General features: G+C 73.8%; 25 protein-coding genes and 3 pseudogenes. 7 read left to right on the forward strand and 21 right to left on the reverse strand.

Annotated elements, in window-relative coordinates:
- Positions 1-3 precede the first annotated feature (3 nt).
- From ACLQ24_RS08375 to ACLQ24_RS08385, 3 genes are read left to right on the forward strand one after another with little or no spacing between them, the layout of a single operon-like run.
- Positions 4-1,101 (forward strand): hypothetical protein, encoded by a 1,098-nt coding sequence (locus ACLQ24_RS08375; RefSeq protein WP_425890157.1) that lies wholly within the window; start codon positions 4-6, stop codon positions 1,099-1,101.
- On the forward strand, positions 1,094-3,769 hold the full coding sequence (locus ACLQ24_RS08380; RefSeq protein ID WP_425890159.1) for an FtsK/SpoIIIE domain-containing protein: 2,676 nt from the start codon (positions 1,094-1,096) through the stop codon (positions 3,767-3,769). Before ACLQ24_RS08375 ends, ACLQ24_RS08380 begins: the two co-directional genes overlap by 8 nt.
- Positions 3,766-4,428: a hypothetical protein gene (locus ACLQ24_RS08385; protein ID WP_425890161.1), complete on the forward strand. Its 663-nt coding sequence runs from the start codon at positions 3,766-3,768 to the stop codon at positions 4,426-4,428. Before ACLQ24_RS08380 ends, ACLQ24_RS08385 begins: the two co-directional genes overlap by 4 nt.
- A gap of 48 nt (positions 4,429-4,476) precedes the next feature.
- Here the strand turns inward: ACLQ24_RS08385 and ACLQ24_RS08390 are convergent, their stop codons facing one another.
- Positions 4,477-5,781, reverse strand: a complete 1,305-nt coding sequence (locus ACLQ24_RS08390) for a cupin domain-containing protein (RefSeq protein ID WP_425890162.1) — start codon at positions 5,779-5,781, stop codon at positions 4,477-4,479.
- 9 nt (positions 5,782-5,790) lie between these two features.
- On the reverse strand, positions 5,791-5,970 hold the full coding sequence (locus tag ACLQ24_RS08395; protein ID WP_425890239.1) for a hypothetical protein: 180 nt from the start codon (positions 5,968-5,970) through the stop codon (positions 5,791-5,793).
- A gap of 157 nt (positions 5,971-6,127) precedes the next feature.
- On the opposite strand from ACLQ24_RS08395, the gene ACLQ24_RS08400 reads away from it, so the two are divergent.
- The gene (locus tag ACLQ24_RS08400; RefSeq protein WP_425890164.1) at positions 6,128-6,901 is read left to right on the forward strand and encodes a DUF72 domain-containing protein; all 774 of its coding nucleotides are present in this window, start codon (positions 6,128-6,130) and stop codon (positions 6,899-6,901) included.
- Between the two features lie 13 nt (positions 6,902-6,914).
- Here the strand turns inward: ACLQ24_RS08400 and ACLQ24_RS08405 are convergent, their stop codons facing one another.
- From ACLQ24_RS08405 to ACLQ24_RS08450, 10 genes and pseudogenes are all read right to left on the reverse strand, one after another.
- Complete coding sequence (locus tag ACLQ24_RS08405; protein WP_425890166.1) at positions 6,915-7,343, reverse strand: DUF2267 domain-containing protein; 429 nt, start codon at positions 7,341-7,343, stop codon at positions 6,915-6,917.
- 435 nt (positions 7,344-7,778) lie between these two features.
- Positions 7,779-7,964 (reverse strand): annotated as a pseudogene (locus ACLQ24_RS08410) (XRE family transcriptional regulator); the annotation flags it as partial.
- 4 nt (positions 7,965-7,968) lie between these two features.
- On the reverse strand, positions 7,969-8,838 hold the full coding sequence (locus ACLQ24_RS08415) for a DUF72 domain-containing protein (RefSeq protein ID WP_425890168.1): 870 nt from the start codon (positions 8,836-8,838) through the stop codon (positions 7,969-7,971).
- A 48-nt stretch (positions 8,839-8,886) separates the two neighbouring features.
- Complete coding sequence (locus ACLQ24_RS08420; protein WP_425890169.1) at positions 8,887-9,285, reverse strand: TraR/DksA family transcriptional regulator; 399 nt, start codon at positions 9,283-9,285, stop codon at positions 8,887-8,889.
- 150 nt (positions 9,286-9,435) lie between these two features.
- Positions 9,436-10,083: a uridine kinase gene (locus ACLQ24_RS08425; protein ID WP_425890170.1), complete on the reverse strand. Its 648-nt coding sequence runs from the start codon at positions 10,081-10,083 to the stop codon at positions 9,436-9,438.
- Positions 10,084-10,227: 144 nt separating this feature from the next.
- On the reverse strand, positions 10,228-10,833 hold the full coding sequence (locus tag ACLQ24_RS08430; protein ID WP_425890171.1) for a winged helix-turn-helix domain-containing protein: 606 nt from the start codon (positions 10,831-10,833) through the stop codon (positions 10,228-10,230).
- A gap of 261 nt (positions 10,834-11,094) precedes the next feature.
- Positions 11,095-11,673: a winged helix-turn-helix domain-containing protein gene (locus ACLQ24_RS08435; protein ID WP_425890173.1), complete on the reverse strand. Its 579-nt coding sequence runs from the start codon at positions 11,671-11,673 to the stop codon at positions 11,095-11,097.
- Positions 11,674-11,724: 51 nt separating this feature from the next.
- Positions 11,725-12,213 carry a rhodanese-like domain-containing protein gene (locus ACLQ24_RS08440; protein WP_425890175.1) on the reverse strand — a complete coding sequence of 163 codons (489 nt, stop codon included), beginning with the start codon at positions 12,211-12,213 and terminating at the stop codon, positions 11,725-11,727.
- 37 nt (positions 12,214-12,250) lie between these two features.
- Complete coding sequence (locus tag ACLQ24_RS08445) at positions 12,251-12,706, reverse strand: cysteine dioxygenase (protein WP_425890177.1); 456 nt, start codon at positions 12,704-12,706, stop codon at positions 12,251-12,253.
- A 111-nt stretch (positions 12,707-12,817) separates the two neighbouring features.
- The gene (locus ACLQ24_RS08450) at positions 12,818-13,195 is read right to left on the reverse strand and encodes a signal peptidase I (RefSeq protein WP_425890178.1); all 378 of its coding nucleotides are present in this window, start codon (positions 13,193-13,195) and stop codon (positions 12,818-12,820) included.
- 174 nt (positions 13,196-13,369) lie between these two features.
- Between ACLQ24_RS08450 and ACLQ24_RS08455 the strand changes: the two genes are divergently transcribed.
- Positions 13,370-13,762: an ankyrin repeat domain-containing protein gene (locus ACLQ24_RS08455; RefSeq protein WP_425890180.1), complete on the forward strand. Its 393-nt coding sequence runs from the start codon at positions 13,370-13,372 to the stop codon at positions 13,760-13,762.
- 15 nt (positions 13,763-13,777) lie between these two features.
- Positions 13,778-14,728 carry a DUF3500 domain-containing protein gene (locus ACLQ24_RS08460; RefSeq protein WP_425890182.1) on the forward strand — a complete coding sequence of 317 codons (951 nt, stop codon included), beginning with the start codon at positions 13,778-13,780 and terminating at the stop codon, positions 14,726-14,728.
- A gap of 33 nt (positions 14,729-14,761) precedes the next feature.
- Here ACLQ24_RS08460 and ACLQ24_RS08465 read toward each other — a convergent pair whose 3' ends face one another.
- The 9 genes and pseudogenes from ACLQ24_RS08465 to ACLQ24_RS08505 all read right to left on the reverse strand — a co-directional run bounded on the left by ACLQ24_RS08465 (position 14,762) and on the right by ACLQ24_RS08505 (position 22,249).
- Positions 14,762-15,421, reverse strand: coding sequence for a hypothetical protein (locus ACLQ24_RS08465; protein WP_425890184.1), 660 nt, complete (start codon positions 15,419-15,421; stop codon positions 14,762-14,764).
- A complete protein-coding gene (locus tag ACLQ24_RS08470) occupies positions 15,418-15,909 on the reverse strand; it encodes a DUF2231 domain-containing protein (RefSeq protein WP_425890186.1) in 492 nt (163 codons plus the stop codon). The genes ACLQ24_RS08465 and ACLQ24_RS08470 overlap by 4 nt, the downstream gene beginning before the upstream one ends.
- A gap of 128 nt (positions 15,910-16,037) precedes the next feature.
- The gene (locus ACLQ24_RS08475) at positions 16,038-16,778 is read right to left on the reverse strand and encodes a GAF and ANTAR domain-containing protein (protein WP_425890230.1); all 741 of its coding nucleotides are present in this window, start codon (positions 16,776-16,778) and stop codon (positions 16,038-16,040) included.
- Between the two features lie 178 nt (positions 16,779-16,956).
- On the reverse strand, positions 16,957-19,248 hold the full coding sequence (gene secA2 / locus ACLQ24_RS08480; protein WP_425890188.1) for an accessory Sec system translocase SecA2: 2,292 nt from the start codon (positions 19,246-19,248) through the stop codon (positions 16,957-16,959).
- Positions 19,249-19,313: 65 nt separating this feature from the next.
- A complete protein-coding gene (locus ACLQ24_RS08485) occupies positions 19,314-19,490 on the reverse strand; it encodes an ABC transporter ATP-binding protein (RefSeq protein ID WP_425890240.1) in 177 nt (58 codons plus the stop codon).
- A gap of 90 nt (positions 19,491-19,580) precedes the next feature.
- Positions 19,581-19,631 (reverse strand): annotated as a pseudogene (locus ACLQ24_RS08490) (hypothetical protein); the annotation flags it as partial.
- 68 nt (positions 19,632-19,699) lie between these two features.
- Positions 19,700-20,116 (reverse strand): annotated as a pseudogene (locus tag ACLQ24_RS08495) (ABC transporter transmembrane domain-containing protein); the annotation flags it as partial.
- Positions 20,117-20,157: 41 nt separating this feature from the next.
- Positions 20,158-21,246, reverse strand: a complete 1,089-nt coding sequence (locus tag ACLQ24_RS08500; protein ID WP_425890189.1) for a zinc-binding dehydrogenase — start codon at positions 21,244-21,246, stop codon at positions 20,158-20,160.
- Positions 21,239-22,249, reverse strand: coding sequence for a Gfo/Idh/MocA family protein (locus ACLQ24_RS08505; protein ID WP_425890191.1), 1,011 nt, complete (start codon positions 22,247-22,249; stop codon positions 21,239-21,241). Before ACLQ24_RS08505 ends, ACLQ24_RS08500 begins: the two co-directional genes overlap by 8 nt.
- Positions 22,250-22,471: 222 nt before the next feature.
- On the opposite strand from ACLQ24_RS08505, the gene ACLQ24_RS08510 reads away from it, so the two are divergent.
- The gene (locus tag ACLQ24_RS08510; protein ID WP_425890232.1) at positions 22,472-23,455 is read left to right on the forward strand and encodes a glucosyl-3-phosphoglycerate synthase; all 984 of its coding nucleotides are present in this window, start codon (positions 22,472-22,474) and stop codon (positions 23,453-23,455) included.
- Positions 23,456-23,484 lie beyond the last annotated feature (29 nt).

Here is a 23,484-nt window from a genome sequence, read left to right on the forward strand (position 1 = left end):
GGCATGTCCATCATCGAGGACATCGGCGGCCAGGTCCGCGCGGCCAGCGAGGAGTTCCCGGTGGGTCTGCTCGGTCAGGCCCTGGAAAAGCTCGGCCTGGCCGCGGAGCGGCTGCGGTGGGTCCGCCAGGAGTCGGCCAACCCAATGGGGGTACCCGAACTGTCCGCCGCCACCGAGCATGCCGAGAGCGCCAACTACGCGCTGCGGGTGGCCCAGGAGCAGCTGTCGGCGTATTTGGCCGCGATCGGGTTGGCCGCCGACGGCGCCCCCTCGCCCCGGCCACAGCAGCTCGACCCGCGCCACGACGCGGCACCGCCGGACGGGCCGACCACCGTGGCGCCGGAGCGGGCGGAGCAGGTGCGGATGCGTCGCTGGTGGTCGGTGCGGGTGGCGGAGCTGACCGGCGGGCGCGACGGCGACGCCGACGAGCCCGACGAGCAACTGCGCGACTCCCAGGAGTTGCTGCGCCGGGTCGTGCGCGGCGTCCGCGCCGGTGACCGCGACCGCCTCCGTACCGAGCTGCGCCGCGCCTCGGCCGACGTCGGCCTCGGAATGGCGGCGCTCGCGCCACCGCTGCTGCGCGAGCTGGCCGGTGAGCTGCTGGGGCACCCGCCCCGTGCCGCCGACCTCGGCCGGCTACGCGGCGAGCTGGACGGCCGGGTCCGGGACCTGCTGCCCGGATTGCCCCCACCGGTGCTGGAGACGCTGCTGACCCGCGTGTGCCGCATGCCGCCACCGCGGTCGTCCGGGGAGCCACCACACGCCGCCGACTCCGCGGTGGCCGCCGGCGTGACGGCCGGGCTGCTGCTCGCCCGGTTGGGCCGGGACCTGCCCGCCGCCACCGGCACGCCGCCGGCCGCCGCCGAACCGGAGACCGGCGGCGCGAGCCCGCGTCCACGCCCCGGCGACAACCGCTCCGGCGGCGGGCCTGCGCGTCCCGTCCCCCGCGACAGCGGCGCGACTCCGCGTCCCCGCGACCACCGCTCCGGGGAGGTGGGCGGCCAGACGTCCGGTGGGGTCGTACCGCGCGGCGGCGGGCTGCCGCCCCGGACGGGCAGCCCGTGGCGGGACGCGCCGGCACGCCGGGGCTCCGATGGCTGACCGGCGCGGGCAGCTCGCCACCCGGGTCCGGGACACCCTCGCCGAGGCGCTGGGCGCCACCCGTACCCGGCTGTCGGCGGCACAGGCCGAGCTGAGCGCCGGGCGGGAGCGGCTCACCCGGGTTCGCCGGGCCGCCGCCGCCGTACCCGAACGGGTGCGTGGCCAGCGCGACCGCCGTCTCGCCGAGATCGACGGCCGGCACGCCACCCGGATCGCGGAGCTGGCCCGCCACGCGGCCGATGCCGCCCGCCGGGAGGCGCCCGGCTGCGCCGGCGCCGACTGGCCGGGCTGGACACCCACGCCCCTGAACCGGGCCGAGCCGCCCGGTGCGCTGCGGGTCGGCACGGTCCGGCTCGACGACGTCGAGCCGGTGCCCGCGCTGGTGCCGCTGCTCGATGCCGGCCACGTCCACCTGTCCGGAGCGGACCGCGCCGGCTGCGACGCCGTGGTGTCCGCGCTGCTGCTGCGGGCCGTCGGCCGCGCCGACCCCGGTGGGGTACGACTAATCGGGTACGACCCGGAGCACCTCGGCGGCGGCCTGGCCGGATTCGCTCCCCTGGGCACGGCGGGGCTGCTCACCTTCGTCGGCCCGGGCGGGTTGGGCCCGCTGCTGGACGACCTGGTCGAACAGATCCGGCGGATCAACGAGACGGTGCTGGCCGGCGAGTACGGGTCCCTGCGGGAGCTGGCCTCGGCGACTGGCCGCCGTCCCGAGCCGTGGCGGGTTGCGGTGCTGCTCGGCGGCGACGAGCTGAACCGGCACGAGCGCGGGCAACTCGACCGGGTGGTCCGCGCCGGCGTCGCCTGCGGGGTGCACCTGGTGGTCCGTGGCGTGCCGCTACCCGAAGATCCGACGGTGACCCGGGTGGTGACGGACGCGTCGGGCGCCCGGATCGGTGGCCCGTCGGGCCTCTCGGTGCGGCTGGACCCGCCGCCCCCGGCGACGCTTGTCACCGAGACCTGCCGCGAGATCGCCGCCCGGGTGAACGCCGGTCCGCCGCCGACGCCGTTCGGCGACCTGCTGCCCCCGCCCGAGCAGATGTGGCGGGAGAACTCGGCGGACGGCCTGACGGTGCCGATCGGCGAGGGACCGCAGGGCCGGCCGGTACGCCTGACGCTCGGCGACTATCCGCCGCACGCCCTCATCGGGGGCCCGTCCGGCACCGGCAAGACGAATCTGATCTATGCGTGGATCGGCGCCCTGGCGGCCCGCTACTCCCCCGCCGAGCTGGAGTTCTATCTCCTGGACTTCAAGGAGGGCGTGTCCTTCGCCCGGTTCGCGCAGGGCCGGCGTGACCCGAGCTGGCTGCCGCACATGCGTCTGGTCGGTATCAACGTCAACACCGACCGGGAGTTCGGGTTGGCGCTGCTGCGCTTCCTCGCCGAGGAGCTGCGGCGGCGGGCCGACGCGGCCAAGAAGCACGAGGTCACCAAGCTGGCCGAGCTGCGCGCGGTGGACCCGACCGGGCACTGGCCGCGCATCGTCGCGGTGGTCGACGAGTTCCAGATGCTGCTGGCCGGCCGCGACGTGGTGGCCCGGGAGGCCGCCGACCTGTTGGAAGACCTGGCCCGCCGCGGCCGGTCACAGGGCATCCATCTGGTGCTCGCCTCCCAGGACGTACGGGGCATCGAGGCGCTGTGGGGGCGTCCCGCGCTGGTGGCCCAGTTCGCCCTGCGTATCGCGCTGCCCAAGGCGTTGCGGATCCTCGCCGAGCGCAACGACGCGGCGCAGTCGCTGCCACGCTGGCACGCGGTCGTCAACGCCGAGTCGGGCATGGTCGAGGGCAACGAGGTCGCCCGGATCCCGGCCGCCAGCGACTGGGAGACGTGGAGTGGGCTACAGCACCGTCTGTGGCGCATGCGCCCGCCCGACGCGGCGCCGGCCCGGCTCTTCGACGGCGACGCGATCCCCCGGCTGACCGAGGCGCCGGACTTCCGGGCCCTCGAAGCCCCGACGGACGGCCGCGCGCCGCGCAACCCGGTGGCCCTGCTCGGCGAGATCATCGACGTGCAGGCACGCTCGGCGGCGCTACGGCTGCCCCGCGCGCCCGGGCGCAACCTGGCGGTGCTCGGCACGCGGGTGGACGAGGCGTGCGCGGTGCTGGACGCAGCGGCACGGTCGCTGGCCCGCCAGCACCCGCCCGGCACCGCCCGCTTCTCCATCGCCTGTCTCGACCCGGACGCCGACGGCATCGCCCGCGCGCTCTACGACGACCTTGCCGACGACGCCGCCTGGTACGACGAGGAGACCGTCGGCGAGTTGATGACCGAGACGGCCGACGGGCTGTCCAGCACCGGCAGCCCGCACTACCTGCTGCTGTTCGCGGTCGACGCGGCAGCCGGGGCGCTGGCCGCGCGGACGGGCCGGCGCACCGGCCTGGAGCAGCTCCGTCGGATCCTGCACGACGGTCCGGAGCGGCGCACCCACGTGCTGGCCTGGTGGCGTGGCGTGGCGCGGATGCGCGCCGACCTGGGCGGCCCGGCCGCCCGCACCGACCAGATCGGGGCCTGGGTGGCGTTGGACGCGCACGGCGGCGAGCTGGGCGCGTCGCTCTACCCGGGCACCGGCGGCCCGGACTGGTATCCCCGCCCGTGGCGCGGGCTCTTCTTCGACCGTGCGGTGCACCGCACCGGTCACGTGATCATCCCGTATGGACCGTCGCGATGAACGAACCGGTGGCCAGCGAGACGTACACGGCGCAGCTGCGACGGCTGGCCGAGCTGAGCGCTCGGGTGCACGAGCAGTGCGCCGAGGCGCACACCTGGTACGAGCGGCAGTGCGCGGCGGCCGAGCGGGCCGTCGCCGAGGCCGTCGCCGAGGTGCGGCGTGCCGAGCAGGAGCTGGTCGACGCCCGCGAGGAGCAGGAGCGGGTCGACGCCGAGGTGGCACACCTCTGGCAGCAGGCCCGGGCACGGCTGGGCGCCCGTCGTCTCGGCGGGCCGCCCGCGCCGGCCAACGGCGGTGACGCCGCCGACCCGGCGCTGCTGCTCGGCCGTGCCCGTGACCTGCTCAACCGGGCCGGGCAGCCGGGTGAGCTGCCGGGCTCGGCCAACCCGTTGCTGGCGTTGTGCGGGGTGGGCGGCGCGGTGCTGGGGTACGCGCTGGGCGTCGCCGCGCGGGCGCTCGGCGTCGGGTACGGCGGCGACCTGGCGGTCGGGATGCCGGTGCTGGCGTTGGTGGTGACGCTGTTCGGGCCGCTGATGGGGTTGGCGCCGGCGCGGCTGCTCGCCGATCGTCGGCACGCGATGCTCGGCCCCCGACCGATCATGGTGGTGCTCGGCGCCGGGCTGGTCACGACGGTGCTGCTGCTGGTGCTCGGCCGCTGACGCCATGATCGACAACAGCGCCGGGCAGCCGAAGACCCTCTGACAACCTCAGGCCGGCACCAGGACGGCCTCGCGCAGCAGCCGGCGGGCCAGGGTGACCCGGTCGGCGTCGTCGGACAGACCCGGCAGGTCACCGACGCGGATGGCGGTGCCACCGAGCAACGCGCGGGTCGCCGCCTCACAGTCGGCGGGCAGCGTGATCGTGCGGTCGAACAGCCGCAGCGCCACCTGGCCGTCCCCGTGCGGCACGAGCTGCCAGCGCAGACCGGGTCGCAGGGTGAGCCGGGAGTCGGCGTCCAGCGTGGCCAGCGCGCCGGCCTGGGCGAGCGGACGGATCGGCGCCGGCCGGGCCGCCGGCCAGGCACGCTGCCGCAGCCGCGCGGCCACCGCCCCCGGGTCGGCCCGCAGGAGCCAGTCGCGCAGCGCCTCCACCGTCTCGGTCAGCTCCGGCTCGATGGCGTCCGGGTCGGCGACGTCGGTGCCGAACGACAGGCTGGCCCGCAGCCTCTGGTCCTCGGCGGCCAGCGCGAGCAGCTCCTCGACGAGCGCGTAGCGGGTCAACGCACGGATGCCGACGGTCAGGTGCAGCGAGCTGGCCTCCTGCGCCTGTGCGCTGTGCAGCCAGCCGCGCGGCAGGTAGAGGGCGTCGCCGGGCGCGAGCACCACGTCCAGCGCGGCGGGGCCCTGCGCGGTGGCGCCGACCTCGTCGGCGCGGCCTCCCCAGGGCTGCCTCTCCAACGGGTCGGGCAGGACCGGCGGGTGGATCCGCCAGTGCTTGCGGCCGTCCACCTGGAGCACGAACACGTCGTGGGTGTCGTAGTGGGTGGCGAACCCCTGGCTTCCCGCCGGGGTGAGGTAGGCGTTGACCTGCAACGGCTGGCGCAGCGCGAGGCCGAGGTCGCGGGCGAAGTCGACCAGCGGCGGCCAGATCCGGTGCAGGCCCTGCAACACCAGGGTGGCCCCACCGGCGTACTGCTCCAGAACGCGTTCGTCGAGCACCTGGTCGCCGATCTCGGCGCCGGCCCCGCCGCCGCCGGTCCAGCGGGCCGCCGGCACGAGCTGTCCGTCCTTGGCGACGCGCAGGAAGGGGGTACGTAGACCGCGCCGGCTGAGCAGTTCGTCGGCGTCGTCCGGGCTGAACAGGTCGGTGAAGCCCGCCGGGTCGGGCAGTTCGGCGGCGCGGGACAGCAGCGGGGTGTGGCCCCAGTGCGCGGCGGCGAACTTCGCCGGCTCGACCGAGACGCAGCGCGCCAGCGCGGCGGAGGCGCTCGCCGAGACGGACACGCCGCCGTCGGAGGCCACGGACGGAACCGCCGGGCGGCCGTGGCCGCCCGGCGGGTCGAGGTGTGTCATGACGTGCCGCTACCGGGCGCTGCCGTCCGCGCCACCGTCCTGCTGACCCGGGGTCGCGCCACCATCGGCCGGACCCTCCGCGCCACCATCGGCGCCACCGTCCTGCTGACCCGGGGTCGCACCACCATCGGCCGGGCCTTCCAGGCCGCCGCCGCCCGTGGTCTGCATGTCGTCGTCGTTAAGTGCCATCGGTGCTCCCTCGGGTGTGCCGCCCCGCCGTACGCCGGGGTCCGTTGCGCTGCGGATGATACCCCACGCGCGATCTTCTCTAACCCACACCGTAGACGCCGAACCGGTACGACACGGTCGGTTCGCCGGCGGCGGCAGAGAGTGCCAGGATGGGGCGGTGATCCTGGTGGGCACGTCGGGCTGGCAGTACCGGGACTGGCGGGGCCGCTTCTACCCGCAGGGGCTGCCGCAGCGACTCTGGTTGGAGCACTTCGCGTCGGGCTTCGCCACCGTCGAGGTCAACAACGCGTTCTATCGGCTGCCGGAGCGCGAGACGTTCGCGGCGTGGCGGGAACGGACCCCGGCGGACTTCTGCGTAACGGTGAAGATGAGCCGCTACCTCACCCACATCAAGCGTCTGCGGGAGCCGGCCGAGCCGGTGGCGCGGTTCCTCGGCCGGGCCACCGCCCTCGGTGATCGGCTCGGCCCGGTGCTGCTGCAACTGCCACCGAACCTGCGGGCGGACGTCGACGCGCTTGACGCGACACTGCGGCTGTTCCCGGAGCGGGTGCGGGTGGCCGTCGAGCCCCGGCACCCCTCGTGGTGGACCGACGCCACCCGGGCCGTCCTGGAACGACGGCGGGCGGCGTTGGTCTGGGCGGATCGCCTCGGTCGTCCGGTGGCCCCGCGCTGGCGCACCACCGACTTCGGCTACCTACGGCTGCACGGGGGCAGGGCCCGGCCGTGGCCGCACTACGGGCGTACCGCGCTCGGCTCGTGGGTGCGCCGGCTCACCGACGCGTTCGGCGCGGACGAGCCGGCGTACGTCTATTTCAACAACGACCCCGGCGGCGCGGCGGTCACCGACGCCGTCGCGTTCGCGGCGCTGGCCCGCGGGGCCGGCCACCCGGTGTCCCGGGTGCCGTCCCCGCCGGACAGCGCCGATCGGTGATCCGTGGTCGGGGTCAGGGCAGCATCATCGCGAGGTCCTTGGGCATGGTGTCCTTCACGTCCTGCCACTCGCCCTGGGTGACGTGCCGACGCAGGGTATCCAGCACCACCTGCGTCACCCGCTCCGCGCCGCCCTCGGCGTCGTACGGGAAGCCCTGGCGGACCTCGTAGAGGAAGTCGTCGCGGTTGAGCTTGATCGGCACGTTGGACGGGTTCCAGCCGTCGAAGTAGATTCCCCGGACCAGCACGGGCAACTGTTGGGCGAACTCGACGCTCTCGTTGACCGCCAGTCGGTCGCGCAGCAGGTGCAGCACGGTACGCAGCGCGGCGTACGACTGGTTGCGCCGCTCCTTCGGCCACCCGTAGGCGTTCTCGATGTCCTTGAGGATCAGGTTGGTCTTGTCCAGCGAACTCTCGAACGCGGAGATCATCGTGTCAGGCATCGGTCGACCCCCGTTCCGTGGTCTCCCACCGTCGGTCGTCGGGGCGTCGCGGTGGTCCCACCGGACCGCGCCGGGCCCGTACCGGGCTGCCCTGCGGGGCGCGCCGGGCGCTGTCCGCCGTGCCGACCACATGCAGAACGGCCCCGCGCCGTCTATCCGTCACCAGTCGAACCGTCATCCCCCGTCACCTCCGTGTCGTCTCCGTGTCGTCTCCGGCCGTCGGGCGGCCGTACCCACCGTGTCCCACCCTGCCGGGCGAGCGGGTGAGCCGACCCCACCCGGATCGGGTGAGACGGCCCGGTCAATAGGTCTGGCCCGAGCGTATGGAGTCGACGAACGCCGCCCATTCGTCCTTGTCGACGATGATCTGCTGGCTGACGCTAGGTACGACCACGCAACGCGATGGGGACGGACTATCCCCCAGGCACGGTTACCGGCCGCGACGCTGTCCACAGCCGGATGACCCGCCCGAGTCACCGACGCGACCGGCAGGGATTGATCGCCGGTCAACTCAGCCAGGTCCGAGAGATCGAAAACTTCCGCCAAGCGCAGCAGCATCGGCAGCCGGGGTGTGAGCAGGCGGCCGGACTCCAGCGCCTTGACCCAGTCGGCGCTCTCTCCGCGTTCAACCAGCCAGGAGGGCCTGCAACTGCTGGCCGTTCTGCTGCGCGTAGTCCCGATAGCAGTTGTTCATGAGAACGTGGGTCTGGCCGGCGGAGTCGGCCAGCTCGCGCAGCTTCGGCGCCCAGTCGGCCAGTTCCCGCTTCGAGTAGTGGTAGCCGAACTTCTCGTGGATGTCCTTGCTGGTCCACTTGTCGCTGTGGCCGTGGAAACGCATCACCGCGAGGTCGCCGGTGGCGGCCAGCACCGGGGGCACCGACGAGCGGTGGCCCTGCGGCATGTCCACGCAGACGTACGACAGCCGGTGCTCGCGCAGGAAGGAGAGCGTCTCGTCGGCGTTGTCGCCGTCGAACCAGGACGCGTGGCGGAACTCGTAGACCGGGCGCAGCGGGGCGCAACGCTTCGCCACCCCCAGCAGGTACTGCTTGTTGGCCCGCTTGATCGTGAACCAGGGCGGGAACTGGAACAGCAGCGCGCCCAGCTTGCCCGCCTCGACCAGCGGGTCCAGCGCGGACAGGAAGCGCGTCCACACCTCCTCGTACGCCTGCGCGGGCAGGTCGTCGGGGTAGACGTTCTTCTTGTCCGTCTCCGGTCGCAGATCCTTGTAGAGCGCGCTGACCCGGGTGGGATGACCGGTCAACAGGCTGAACGCCTTGATGTTGAACGTGAACCCAGCCGGGGTGCGTTCGGCCCAGAGACGTGCGGTCGACTCGGCGGGCGGCGAGTAGTACGTCGCGTCCACCTCGACCAGCGGGAACTGCCGGGCGTAGTAGGCGAGGCGCTTCTCCGGGTTGTCCGCGGTCTGCGGATACCAGCCCGAGTCGAGCAGTGTGCGGTCGGTCCAGGACGCGGTGCCCACCAGGATGTCACCCATGGGTGGAGTCCATCGTGTCGAAGACCGACCGGCAACCGATGCCGTCGCTCAGGCCGCCCGCCGCTCACGGGTCTGCTTGCAGGTCACACAGGTGGTGGCGGCCGGGAAGATCTCCAGCCGCTCGACCGGGATCGCCGCCGAGCAGCCCTCGCACCAGCCGTACGTGCCCTCGGCGAGGCGGCCCAGGGCGTGCTCGTACTGGGCGCGTCGGTCGAGGATCGTCCGCAGGAGGGACTGGGCGGTGTCCCGCTCGGCCGTCTTGGTGCCGCTGTCGGCCTGGTCGTCGCCGGCGGTGTCGCCGACCTCCACCAGACGCAGCACCTGGCTCTGCAGCACGGCCTGGTCGTACTCCGCCGTCAGGTCGTCGTAGCGCGCCTGCAGGGACTGCCGGATCTGGTCGATCTCCGTCTGGGAGCGGCCGGTGCCGACCGTGTCGTGGACGAGCATCGCTGCCTGCCTTTCCTGGCCTGTGGTTCACGTGAACCGGGTCCGGCGGCGTGGAGCCCCGGTAGCGGTCGCATGCGGTGCGCGGGCGGTCACCCGCGCTCTGTGAGCCGGGCGAGTACCCGCCGGACGCGGCGCGCAAACGGGCGAATCTCAGCCCTCGACGGCAGCCTCGACGAGCGCGGGGTGGCGGGGGTCGTCGGCGCGTACGACCACGTCGGCGAAGCTGGCCGGAACCACCTCCTGGGCGTAGCGGTCGAAGGCCGGCAGGGTCCACTCCCGGGCGGGTTCGGTGCGGCGGCGCAGCGCCGCCGCGGACACCTGGAGGTGGACGGTCACGTCGAACGGCAGCGCGCCGCCGAGCAGGAGCGCGCCGCTGACCAGGACCACGCCGCCCGGCGGCAGATCGACGTACGCGGCACGGCTGGCCCGGTCGGCGGTGGAGTCCCACAGCGACGGCAGCACCCGCCCGTCGCCGCCGGGGCCGGCCGGTTCGAGCACCTCGCGGCGCAGGCCGGTCTCGTCGATCCAGCCCTCGTAGTAGGCGTCCGGGTTGGTGCGGCCGAGTTCGAAGCGCAGCGACGCGGGTCGGAGGAAGTCGGCGGCGCGTACGTGCAGGACCGGGCGGCCCCGGGCGCGCAGCGGGTCGACCAGCGCGGCGGCCAGCTCGTCCGGGCCGGCGGCCGGGGCGCCGTCGACGGCCACGCGCAGCCGGGCGGGCTCGACGGTGGTCGAGTCGTCGGCCAGACGGCCGGTCAGCTCGGCGACGAGCAGGTCGGGCGAGATGGGACGGATGCGCACCGGTCCATCCTGCCCCGCCAGACAGCCGGCGCTGACGGCCCCGCCAGACAGGCGCCGCTGACGGCCCCACCGGACAGCCGGCGCTGACGGCCCGGGCGGGCGGATGGCGCTCGACCCCGCCGGGCGGACGGGCGGCGGTGACGGTCAGCCGGTGCGGTCGACGGTGACGCGCGCGTCGTCGGCGAGCCGGTAGCCCACGCCGTAGACGGTGGTGACCAGGGGCACGTCCACGCCGACCTTGCCGCGCAGACGGCGCACGTGCACGTCGACGGTGCGGACGCCGGCGTGCTCGTAGCCCCAGACGGCGTTGAGCAGTTGCAGCCGGGTGAAGACGCGGCGGGGGTGAGCGACCAGGTGCAGCAGCAGGTCGAACTCCAGCCGGGTCAGGGGCAGCGGCTCGTCGTCCCGCAGCACCGACCGGGACGACGCGAGGATGTGCAGGGAGGGGATCGTCGGGGTGAGGGCCCGCACGGGTGCCCGGTTGGCCGGCACCCCGTCGGCGCGGCGCTCCGCAGGAACGGAGGTGGTGATCACGCCCTCGCCGCGTTCGAGCAGCTCGCGGGCGGCCTCCAGCAGCCGTCGGGCCGGTGCCGTCAGTGACTCCTCGCAGGTCAGCGGGATGGACAGCGTCACGGTGAGCACGGGCGCGGTGGTATTGGCCGGGCGGCGTTGACCGCCGGGAGGTCGACCGGGCACCGCAGGTTGGGACGTATGCCATCCGGCGCGCGACGAGGCGGGGCTGACCGACATGGTCCTCCTTGGGCTGGTCCGGGTATCTCCCCACGGCCCGGGACGCCGCTTCATCGATGCTTCCCGGCGCCCGGGCGAGGGTCAAGAGGCGGCTGCGTTGCATGAATGTGACAATTGACGAACGCATCGGAGCCGGGTGCTCGCTCTGCGTACGAAGCCAGATGATTACAGCAGAGCCACCAAGATGCCCCGGTACGGGGGTCCCCGTCCTGTTCACCATGCCGTTGCCGTCGCCTCCGGAGCGCCCGCCCGGGCCGCCGTTCAGCGGGTGTGGTCGATGCTGACCCGCGCCTCGTCGCCCAGCCGGTAACCCACCCCGTAGACGGTGGTGATCACCTCCGTCCCGGCCAACTTGGCGCGCAGCCGGCGGACGTGCACGTCCACCGTCCGGGCCACCGCGTGCTCGTAGCCCCACACGTTCGACAGGAGCTGGAGGCGGGTGAAGACCCGGTGCGGACGCTCAGCGAGGAAGAGCAGCAGGTCGTACTCGATGCGGGTCAGGGCGACCACCCGGTCGCCCTGACGGATCGTCCGCGAGCCGGCCAGGATGCGGACGTCGGCCGCGTCGGTGCTGGCGGCGTCCACCGCGGACAGCTCGACGGCGGCGGGGCGCGCGAGTGGTCGCGGTGTCGGCGGTACGTCGTCGACGGGGCCCAGCCGACCCTCCCCGGCCTCGGCCAGCTCGCCGAGCAACTGCACCAACCGGGCCAGCCGTGGGCTCATCGGCCCGGGGGCCAGGTCGAGGGTGATGGTCAGGGTCGGGCCGGTGCGCGGGCGGCCGACGGCCCGTCCCGGGTGCGCGGGCGAGTAGGGGCGGGTGGGGATCGCGACGACGGACATCGTGCCTCCTGAGATGGCGGTACGCCCGCCACGCCCGGTGCGGCGTGGGGGTCAGCGGCGCGCCCGGCCGGCGGTGACCGGCGACGCGAGGGGGGTTGCGCGGTGCAGGGGGGTCGGGCCGAGCGCCGGCAGGCCGGCGATGCGCCAAGCGGCGAACCCGCCGTCGACGTCGGTGGCCCGGCGCAGGCCGATGTCCTGCAACGCGGCGGCGGCCAGCGATGAGGTGTAGCCCTCCTGGCAGAGGATCACCACCGGCACGTCGTAGTCGACCGCCTCCGGCAACCGGGCCGGGCAGCGCGGGTCGAAGCGCCACTCCAACACGTTGCGCTCGACTGTGAGCGCGCCGGGCACGACGCCGTGCGCGGCGCGCTGGGCCGCCGGGCGGATGTCGACCAGCAGGGCCCCGGCCCGGTACGCCAGGTGCGCCCGCTCGGGGTCCAGCCGGTCGAGCCGGGCTCGCGCGGCGGCCAGGATCTCGTCGATTCCCCGGGAGCCCGGCGGTGGCACGGGCGCCGGACAGTGCTCGGCGGTGAGCTGCATTATCGATTCCTTCCGGTGACGAGGGGGTCGGGGTGTTTCACCAGGACCGGCCGGCCTCGGCGACCTCGGCGGCGCGCAGCCGCCCGTCGAGGAGGTCGTAGCGGGTCATCCGGAGCAGCGCCGGCCGGTAGACGTGCACGCTGACCGCCGGCTCCGCGCCACGGTTGGTGACCTGGTGCACGTGCCGCGCGCCGAAGCGACGACCGACGCCGGCGGGCAGCACGTGCGGCAGCAGCCGCCCTCGGTTGACCGTCTCCTCGGCGAGCGTGCCGGCCACCACCAGGAACGCGCCGGCCGAGCCGCCGTGGTCGTGCAGGTCGGTGCCCTGGCCGGGCAGCCAGCTCAGCGCCCACACCTCGTGGTCGTCGGCGCCGGCGAGCCGGGCGTACCAGCGTTCGGTGGGGTCGAAGCGCAGCGGGACCGGCCAGCCCGTCGGGTCGGCCCACCGGGCGGCGACGGCGAGCAGGTCGGTGGCCGGGCGATCGTGGGTCATCGGTGGTTCCTCGCGGGTCGTTGCGTGGGGTGCCTCCGTACTCTAGACGGCAAAGCCTATAGGTTTAGTAGGTAATTCCACATGCCGGGACGTCGACGGTGGCCACCCCGGTCAGCGCAGGACCGGCGGCTCCACCCGGTAGCCGGGCAGCGACGGCCACCGGACGGTCAGCACCACCGAGGCCCGCTCCGCGTACCAGGAGTGGTCCACTCCCCGCGCCCACACCACGTAGTCGCCAGGGTCGGCCAACCGGACCGTCCGGTCCGGCAACTCCACCCGGAAGCACCCCTCGACGAGCACCAGCAGGGTGGTCCGGCGCTCACCGGTCGCCCACCGCGAGCGGGCCTCCCCGGGTGGATGCACGCCCCACTTCACCTCGACGTCGGTGCTGTGCCGGATCTCGCCCGGCGGCGCGAAGTGCCCGAGCAGCCAGCCGCCGTCGCCGATCCCGTCGACGCCCGCGTTGCCCACGTAAACCGTCTCACCCATCGGACCCTCCCCCACGTGCCGGCCGAGCAACCTATCAAGACTCCGACGACTAGGGCCGCTTCATAAGAGCGGCCGAGCCGAGGCGGAGTCCGGACGCGATCCGGCAAGGCGCGGTCGTCGTCCGGGCCCGCCGCAGGCCGGGCAGTTCTCATGAAACGGCCCTAACCTGGATCGGTGACCGACGACCTCGACGCCGCGACCCTGGCGTTCGCCCACCGGATGTTCGACCTCGCCCGCGCGGGCGCCACCGAGGAGCTGGCCGCCCAGGTGGACGCCGGCCTGCCGATCAACCTGACCAACGACAAGGGCGACACCCTGCTGATCCTGGCCGCCTACCACGCCCACCCCGACACAATGGCCGCGCTGCTGGCGCGCGGCGCGGACCACACCCGCACCAACGACCGGGGTCAGAGCGCCCTCGCCGCCGCGGTCTTTCGCAGCAGCGCCGACGGGGTCCGCGCGCTCCTCGCCGCCGGGGCCGACCCGGCGTACGGCAATCCCTCGGCGCTCGAGACCGCGCAGTTCTTCGACCTGCCGGAGATGGTGCGGCTGCTGCGGGCCGGCTGACGGTATACAGGGACGGTGGAAGATCCTCTGCCCGAACAGATGCGTGCCGCCGCCACCGCCCTGCTGACCGCACTCGACCCCGCGACCCGCGTCGCCGCCGCGTACCCGTTCGACGACGAGCCGGCCCGGCGCTGGCTCGAGTACCGGCCGCGCCCCCGCCCCGGCGTCTGCCTCGCCGACCTGGACATCGCCGGGCGCAAGGCCGCGCACCGGCTGCTGGCCACCGCGCTCAGCCCGTCGGCGTACGCCCAGGCCATGGGGATCATCGCGCTGGAGGAGGTCCTGGACCGGGCCGAGGGTTGGCGTCGCGGGCGGCACAGCGGCGACTACTGGATCGCCGTGTTCGGCGACCCGGTGCGCGACGGCCACTGGGCGTGGCGGATCGAGGGACACCACCTGTCGGTGACCATGACCGTCGTGGACGACCAGGTCTCCCCCGCGCCGGTCTTCTTCGGCGCCAACCCGGCCGCGGTGCGGTACGCCGGGCGTGCCGTCTCCCGACCGCTCGGCGTCGAGGAGGATCTGGGCCGGGCCCTGCTGGACGCACTGGGGACGGCCGGGCGGGCCGCGGCGATCGTCGCCGACGACGCGCCGACGGACATCATCAGCGCCACCCGCGCCCGGGTCGACGGCCCACTCGAACCGCTCGGCGTACCGGCCGACCGGCTCGGCCCCACCGGCCGGGCACTGCTCGACCAGGTCGTCGCGCTCTACCTGGACCGGCTGCCGTCCGAGCTGGCCGTACGCGAGGCCACCCGCCTCGCCGGCGGCCAGCTGCACTTCGCCTGGGCCGGCCCGACCCGGCCCGGCCAGCGGCACTACTACCGGGTGCAGGGCGACGACCTACTGATCGAGTACGACAACACCAGCGACGACGGCAACCATGCGCACACCGTGCTGCGCCGCCCCGCCAGCGACTTCGGCGCCGACATCCTGGCCGCCCACCACAAAACAAACCCCCACTGACCCCCACCCCTGACCCACCCCGGCCCGGCCCGTTCACCCCGACACCCCGACACCCCGACACCCCGGTGTCCCGGCGGCCCGACACCCCGGCGCCCCGACACCCCGGCGCCCCGGCGGCCCGGCGCCCCGGCGATCATGGAGTTGTGGTGGTGACGAAGGGTGTGGGTGAGGGCATAACAGCTCGACCACCCGCAGGCCCGCCGCCTCGGCGGAAGCGACCGCCTCCTCGGGGTGCCGGCTGTCCGGTGGCGGCAACGGGCCGAGGATCGCCTCGCTCAGCAACGGCATCGCCGAGTCCGGCGCGACCGCCACCACCGTCGCGCCGAGCGGGCGCAGGTTCCGCCGTGCCACCAGGACGTTCGGTGGCCACGCCTCGGTGGCCACCAGCACATGCGGCGGGCGTGGCACCTCCGCCAGCACCTCGCCGCCGCCCGTGTCCACGCCCAGCGCGGCATCGGCACGGCTCATCCGGTCGGCGACCAGCCGCGAGTATCCCCAGGGCGGGCGCTCCTCGGTGGCCCGGCCAGCCAGCCACTCGAAACCCCAGCCGTCGACCAGAGCGGCGGCGGACTCCGCGATCAGATCCTCGGCGACACGCGCGTCAATAACGACGACCAGCCTCGCCGCCTCGCCACCCGAACGGCAATCCGTTTTCGCGGGCCTGAAGGGTAAGCGTCCGGCGCCCCCGGTCACGGACGGGGGCGGACGACCTCGACCGTGCCTCCGGCGAGGGCGTCCAGGGTGCCGGTCTCGGCGCGACCCGTGTCGAACTGGCGCATGAGCCGCGCGCCCAGGTACACACCGACCCCGCCGGCGGCCAGCGCGACCAGCTCGGTGGCCAGGATCGCCGCCGTCGCGCCACGATCCGGCGAGTGCGCACGGACCAGGCTGCTGATCAGGAACAGACCCGCCATGGCCGCGTTGACCACGTTGAAGGCGATGGCGGTACGGCGGGTGCCGTCGACCGGCACGTCCCACAGGTCGACCATGCCCGCGATCGCCGTCACGGCAGCGGCGAAGAGGGCCGCGACGCCGGTCCAGTAGCCAACCTCGCCGAGGAAGACCGGCCCACCGACGACGTCGGTGAGGTCGAAGACCGTGGCGCTGACGAAGAGCCCGAGCGGGAACGTCGCCAACATCGGTTGGATGGGATGCCCCTGCACCCGCAGCCGGCTCTGCATCGGTCCTCCCCAGGATCAGCGCACTCCACCAGTAGCAGAGTGCTACCCGAGCCCTCGTCGGGCGAAACGACAGCGCCCGACTCTCCGCCGACCGGGAGAACGGGCACCCGCCCGCACCGACGGACCGGTCAGCTCTCGCGGGGGCGGGAGACCGTCCGGACGAGGCGTTCGGCCACCTCACGCAGCGGTATGTCGAGCGACGAGGCGGCGGTACGCAACACGTCCAGGGCCTCGGCCGGCGGGCACCCGCGCTGCGTCATGATCACGCCGATGGCCTGGCCGACGACACCGTCGTGCAGGAGCGAGGCGTCCCGCTCGCCAGCGAGCGCCCGCTGGCGGCCCCGGTCGCGGACGGCGGCCAGCAGCAGACCGGCGTGCTCGGCGAGCAGCATCGCGGTTAGCTGGTGCTGCGGGGTGAGGACATCGGGCGCGGCGGCGTACAGGTTGACCGCCCCGAGCACCTGGTCGTCGATGTCCACCGGCGCGGAGATCACCCCACGTACACCGAGGTCGCGGGCGTGGGGCGTCCAGGCCGGCCACCGCGACTCGCCGCCCAGGTCGACCGCGAGGATCATCTCGCGACGACGGATCGCGCTCATCGCCGGAGAGTCCGGTCCGTGACGCAGGTCGTCGAGGCCGGCCATCTGGTCGTCGGAGGCGGCCACGCCGGCCGGCTCACCGGCGCGCAGCGCGGTGAACCCGCACCAGCGGACCCCGGCCACCGCGTCGCGGGTGACCCGGACCAGCGCCAGCAGTGCCTCATCGAAATCGGTCAGGCCGATCAGGCCGGCGGTCAGCTCCCGCAACAGCGCGGCTGTCTCCAGCACACCGAGTCGTTCGACCACCGGATCCCGCGTGTCCAGGTTCACCGTCGCACTGCCCTCGTATGCCCTCGCGCGCATCCGGCCGTCGTCGTCACGTGTGCCATCGTCTGCTCTCTTCCGCCTTGACCGACCCGCCCTACTACCCTCGCAAACCGGGATCGAAACGGCGCAAGGAGGGGCCTCTGCGCCACCCGAAGGTAGGGCAGAGGCCCCGCAAGTGAGGTCAGCGCGACGCGCCGCTGAGCCGCCGACCGATCGAGGCGATCAGCCGGTCGAGCTCCGAGCCGAACGGGTTGTCGTGCACCAGGTACGTCCAGGTGGCGGTCGGACGGACCAGGGTGCCGTCCTCGGGCTCCCAATCCTCATCGAATTCGGTCTCGGTGAACGTGGCGATGGTGCGCGCCTCGATCTCCGGGACGAGGTTGTTGAACGCCGGCACCGCCGCGCGGTGGAACTCGTCCAGCGGGTCGAGCCGCCCCAGGGCACGCAGGTGCACGCCCTCGCGGACCTCGGACAGCTCGGCCAGGTGCTCGGCCCAGAGCCGGTCCAGGTGAAAGAGCGCGATCGAGCGGGCCGCCCGGGCGAGCAGGTCCTCGTCCATCTCGCCGGCCTTCTCGGGCACCTTGTCCAGCAGCATCAGGGCGGCCACGTCGCTGGTCAGCAGCCGCTCCCGGCGGGCGGCCAGGGCAATGCGCTGCTGCTCGATCACCACGCTGTAGCGCCAGGTGTTGCGGTGGATCTCGTGGTTGACGCCCTCGGCGACCCGCTGGGCGTGCTCGACCGCGTAGTCGACCTGCTCGTCGGTGACCAGGCCGTCCGCGTTCATCCGCGGCGACGGGGGCACCGCGTCGGCCGCGTGCCGCACGACCAGGTCGTCCTCCAGGCTGACGAAGAAGACCGAGCCACCCGGGTCGCCCTGGCGGCCGGCGCGACCGCGCAGCTGGTCGTCGACGCGGCGGCTGTCGTGCCGGCCGCTGCCGATCACGTACAGGCCGCCCAGCTCGGTCACCCGGTCCTGGTCGGCCTGGTCGCTGCCGCCGAGCCGGATGTCGACGCCCCGGCCGGCCATCTGGGTGGAGACCGTCACCGCGCCGTACGCGCCGGCCTCGGCGATGATCGCCGCCTCCTCGTCGTCGTTCTTGGCGTTCAGCACCACGCAGGACACGCCGGCCGCGTTGAGGCCGGCGGCCAGCGCCTCGGACTCCTTGACGTCCAGGGTGCCGACCAGCACGGGCCGCCCGGCGTCATGGCAGCGGCGGATCTCGTCGATCAGCGCCTCGTCCTTCTCGGCGCGGGTGGCGTAGATCCGGTCCGGCTCGTCCTCGCGGACGCACGGCGTGTTCGGCGGGATCACGGCGACCTCCAGGCCGAAGAACTCCCGCAACTGGTCGCCGACCAGCACCGCCGTGGCGGTCATCCCGCACACCTTCGGGTAGAGCGCGATGAACGCCTGCACCGCGATGGTGCCGAGCACTTCGCCCTCGGCGGTGGCGTCCAGGCCCTCCTTGGCCTCGACCGCCGCCTGGAGCCCGTCGGGCCAACGGCGGCGCTGGGCCACCCGGCCGCGCATCTCGTCGATCAGCTCGACGGAGCCGTCCCGGACGATGTAATCCACGTCACGGTGCAGCAGGGTCTGGGCGTGCAGCGCCACGTGGACCGCGGAGAGCTGCTCGACGTGCTCCTCGTCGTACAGGTCGATGCCGAGCTTGGCCTCGACGGCGGCCAGGCCCGCGGAGGTGAACGCCACGCTGCGCCCGTCCTCGGCGATCGTGTAATGCCGGCCCTTGCGCAGGCCGCGCACCAGCGCGGCGGCGGCGTGCACCGGGTCCTGCTCGCCCGGTACCGCGCCGGCGAGGACCATCGGCACCCGGGCCTCGTCGATCATGATCGAGTCGGCCTCGTCGATGATCGCCGTGGTCAGCACCGGCTGCACGCGGTCCTCGACGTCGGTGACGAGCTGATCGCGCAGGTAGTCGAAGCCCGCCTCGCTGACCGAGACGTAGGTGACGTCGCAGGAGTACGCGTCGCGCCGCTCCTGGGGGGTGGACGCCTCGTTGACCCAGCCGACGGTCAGGCCGAGCAGCCGGTAGACGGGCTCCATCCACTGGGCGTCGCGGCGGGCCAGGTAGTCGTTGACGGTGAGCACATGCACCGGCCCGTTACCGAGCCGGACGTGCCCGTACGCGGCGATGGTGGCGGTCAGCGTCTTGCCCTCACCGGTGGCCATCTCGGCGACCTTGCCGGAGAGCAGCGCCATCGCGCCGAGCAGCTGCACGTCGTACGGTCGCTGGTCGAGGCCCCGGCGGGCGGCCTCGCGGCCGACCGCGCAGATCTCCTCGTAGCCGACGGCGGCGCCAGCGGCCTCGGTCAACTCGGCGTCGTCCAGCGCGGCGAGGTCGTCCTCGCGCGCCGCGATCGCCGGCAGCAGCTTCTCCAGCGGAGCAAGATCCACGGTTGATCCCGGGCGCTGGAGGAAACGCCGGAACTTGCTCTTGAACCGTTGCGACACACCCATGAGCGGCAACGGTACGCGATTCCGGCCGACACGGGCGGCCCGGCCGCCCGGCAAGTTGGGACCGGTCAGGCGACCAGCAGTTGGTGGGTGGCCAACTCCCGGTAGAGGGGGTCGGTGGCGGTCAGTTCGGCGTGGGTGCCCACGGCCACCACCCGGCCGCCGTCGAGGACGACGATCTGGTCGGCGTCCACCACGGTGGTGAGTCGGTGCGCCACGATCAGCAGCGTGCGGCGCACGGCCACCGCGTCGATGGCGCGGCGCAGGGCGGCCTCGTTGCGCGCGTCGAGGTTGCTGGTCGGCTCGTCGAGCAGCAGCACCGGCGGACCGGCCAGCAGCGCCCGCCAGATGGCCAGCCGCTGCCGCTCGCCCCCGGAGAGCAGCACCCGGTGACCGTCTCGAACAGCCCGGAGGTGACCACCGCCCGCAGCAGGGTGGTGTCCGAACCCACCCGGGAGAGCAGGTCGCCGGTGCGCCGCTGGTCGTACTCGGCGATGGGTAGCCGCAGCAGGTGGGCCGCCAACCGTCGCCGGGTGCCCAGCACCAGCCCTTCGGCGGTGCGTTGCAGCAGGTAGTCGCGCAGCCCGCCGATCGCCGCGGCGAGCACCACGAGCCCCACCAGCACCGCCACCAGCGCCGACAGCGCCGACAGCGCCGACAGCGCCGACAGCGGGCGACCGGCGCCGATCCGGTCGAGCACCGACCGGGTGAGCAGAGGCTGAAGCAGCGACGCCGCCGAACCGGCCAGCGACAGCACGCCCACCACGACGAGGGTGCGCCGGTGCTCGCGCAGGTACGGCAGCAGCGCGGTGAGGCCGACCGGTCTGCTCTCGGTCGTGCTGCCGACCGGCCGCTCCCTCGGGGTGCTCATGGGGCGAACGGCAGGCGGCCGGGTCACCCCGTGCGGGCGCCTCAGGCGGCCAGCACCACCTGTAGCTCCTGGCGGCGGCGTTCGGCCAGGTCGGTGAGCAGGGTGGGCGCCTCGTCGAAGGGCACCACCGCCGAGACGAGGTGCTTGCGGATCGTGTCCCCGTACGTCCGCAGCAGGTCGACGGTCTCGGCGGAGAGCCGTTCCCGGTCCCAGGTGGGCGCGAGCCCGCGCGGCACCCGCCCGATCTGCGCGCAACGCAGCGCCAGCCCGTTGTGGTGGAACTCCTCACCGAGCCGGACCGCGTCCGCGCCGCCCTGATAGAAGGCCAGGTCGATCACGGTGCCCTGCGGGCGCAGCAACCGCAGCGCGAGCTGCAACGCCCACGCCTGCCCCCGGCACTGGAACACCACGTCGGCGCCCCGGTCGCCGGCGACGTGCGCCCACCGGGTCTTCAGCGCCACGGCCGGGTCGTCCGCCTCCGGGTCGAGTGATTCCAGGCCGAGCGCGTCGGCGACCTGGCGGCGCTGCGGGGTCGGGTCCAGCACCACCACCGACGCGGCGCCGTGTCGCCGGGCCAGCAGGGCGGTCAGCAGGCCCACCACGCCGGCGCCGACCACCGCGACCCGCCGCCCGCGTACGCCGTCACCGAGCGCGCGGACGTCCGCGCCGTGCAGGTCGGCGGCGGCGTGCAGCAGGCCGTTGGCGCAGATCGGGCCCATGTGCGCGACGTAGACGCCGAGCAGCGGGTCCAGGTCGTCGGGCAGCGGCACGAACCGTTCGGCGACGGGGTCGGCCAGCCAGCCGGTGCGATGCCCGTAGGTCATCGCTCCGACGGCTCCGACGGCCACCGCCGGGGTGGCGCTCTCCACGACCCGGCCCACCTGCATGTAACCGAGCCGGGTCACCGGGTACGGGGTGCTCGCCGCGCCGGGTTCGAAGAGCCCCAGATCGGCGTTCCAGGTGACGTTCAGGTAGGGGTTCGTGCCCTTGACGTAGCTCAGCTCGGTGCCGGCGGAGACGCCGCTGAACAGCGTCTCGACGCGGAAGGTGCCGGGCCGCAGCGCCGCGGCCTCCTGCTCGACGAGTTCCACCCGACCGGGGGCGGTGACCGCTACCAACCGATCACGCATCGACGGTCACCCCGGTGCTGAGCGTGCCCGAATCGGCGGGCACGGAGAGTCGGACCGTCCGGCCACTGCGGGCCGAGTCGGCCACCGCGAGGGCCAGCCGCTGGGTGTTCAGCGCCTCGGCGTACGGGACGCGCACGTCGTCGCCGACACCACGGACCGCGTCGACGAACGCGCGGTCCACCGCCACGCGGGCGGCCTCCGGATCGGCGGGGGCGTGCCGCTCGCCGTCGGAGTCACGGATCAGCAGACCGTCCTCGGAAAGCGACAGGGCCAGCCCGTCGGCGAGGATCTCCAGGCCGGCGCGGTGCTTCCAGCCCAGCACACAGGCGGCGCTGAGCGTGCCGACCGCCCCGGAGGCGAAGCGCAGCGTGGCGGTGGTCACCGAGTCGATGTCGGCGCCGTCGACGGGCGGCGGCGTGCCGTCGCCGTACGCGGTGACCTCGGTGACCTCGCCGGCCAGCACCCGGATCAGGTCCAGCACGTGGGCGGCCTGCTCGACGACCGGACCGCCGGAGCGGTCCCGCCGCGACCACCAGTCGACCGGCGGCACCTTGTCCAGCCAGGCGCCGCCGACCATCCGTACCGGACGCTCGGCGAGCAGGTCCCGGGCCTGGTCGAGCACGCTCAGGTAGCGCCAGTGGTGTCCGACGGCGGTGCGCAGTCCCCGCCGGGCGACGAGGTCGGCGACGCGCTCGGCCGTGCTCAGGTCGACGGCCACGGGCTTCTCCACGAACATCGGCACCCCGGCGTCGATCACCGCCTCCTCGGCGGGGCCGTGCGCGAAGGGCGGCACGCAGACGTACACGGCGTCGGGACCGGCGGCCAGCAGCTCGGCGACATCGCGGAAGGTCTGCCCGCCGTGCTGCCCGGCCAGCGCGGATGCCGCCTCCGGCACCACGTCGGTCACCCCGACGATGTCGACGTCGTCGAACCCGGACAGCACCCGCGCATGGCGCTGTGCCACCCCGCCGGCTCCCACGAGACCCACCCGGCATCTACCCATTCGACAACCTCTTTCGAGAACGTTTCGACTTCGCTGGGAGCAGTCCCCTGGGGTGTGCGCAATCAAACGTTCATCCCCCGGGAACGCGCCGATGTCACCCTCGTGATCAAGCTGTTGCCCTGGGAACGGTTAGCGCGTGGTGGCGAGTGGGAACTAGAGACCTCGCTTGTTCCACGCACGAACGGAGGGGTGCCCGTGCGGGATACGACCGTGTCACCGGTGGTGGAGGCGTGGGCCACGTACCGGACCACGTCGGCAGCGGACTGGCCGGCACGCCGGCTACTGCGTGCCAAGGGAGAGAGCCGGGTCAGCGTGGTGCTGCCGGCACGCAACGAGGAGGCGACGGTCGGCGCGATCGTGTCGACGATCCGAGAACACCTGATGGACCGTGTCGCCCTCGTCGACGAGCTGATCGTGGTGGATTCACGGTCGACCGACCGCACCGCGCAGGTGGCCCGGGCCGCCGGCGCGGAGGTGGTCAGCCAGGACGCGATGACCCGAGGTCTGCCCCGGCTCACCGGCAAGGGCGACGCGCTCTGGGCGGGGCTCGCCGCCGCCGAGGGGGACGTGGTGGCGTTCGTCGACGCCGACCTGCGCGAGTTCCGCCCGCACTTCATCACCGGCCTGCTCGGGCCGCTGCTCACCGACCCGTCGGTGGACTTCGTGAAGGGCTTCTATCACCGGCCCCTGGTGGGGACCGCCACCGTGGAACAGGACGGCGGCGGGCGGGTGACCGAGCTGATGGCCCGGCCGCTGCTCAACCTCTTCTGGCCCGAGCTGGCCGGTTTCGTGCAGCCGCTCGCCGGTGAGTACGCCGGCCGCCGCGACGTGCTGGCCCGGGTGCCGTTCGTCTCCGGGTACGGCGTGGAGACGGCCATGATGATCGACCTGCTGGACCTGGTCGGTCTGGACGCGTTGGCGCAGGTCGACCTGGGCGAGCGCAAGCACCGTCACCAGGACACGGCGGCGCTGGGCCGGATGTCCGCGCAGATCATGCTGACCGCGTGGTCCCGCCTGCAACGACGCGGCTGGGCCAGTCCCGGCCTGATGCCGGAGGCGCTGCTGACCCAGTTCCGCCGGGGTGGGTCGGACACGCTGCCGAACCTCGACCGGGAGATCGTGGTCAGCGACGTCTCCATCGACGAGCGCCCGCCGCTGGCCGAGCTGCGCCATCGGGTCCCCCGTCGACGGGTGGCCGCCGCGTGAGCGCCCCACAGCGGCGCTCGGACGTCGCC

This window comes from Micromonospora sp. DT4, assembly GCF_049841675.1.
Lineage (GTDB): Bacteria > Actinomycetota > Actinomycetes > Mycobacteriales > Micromonosporaceae > Micromonospora.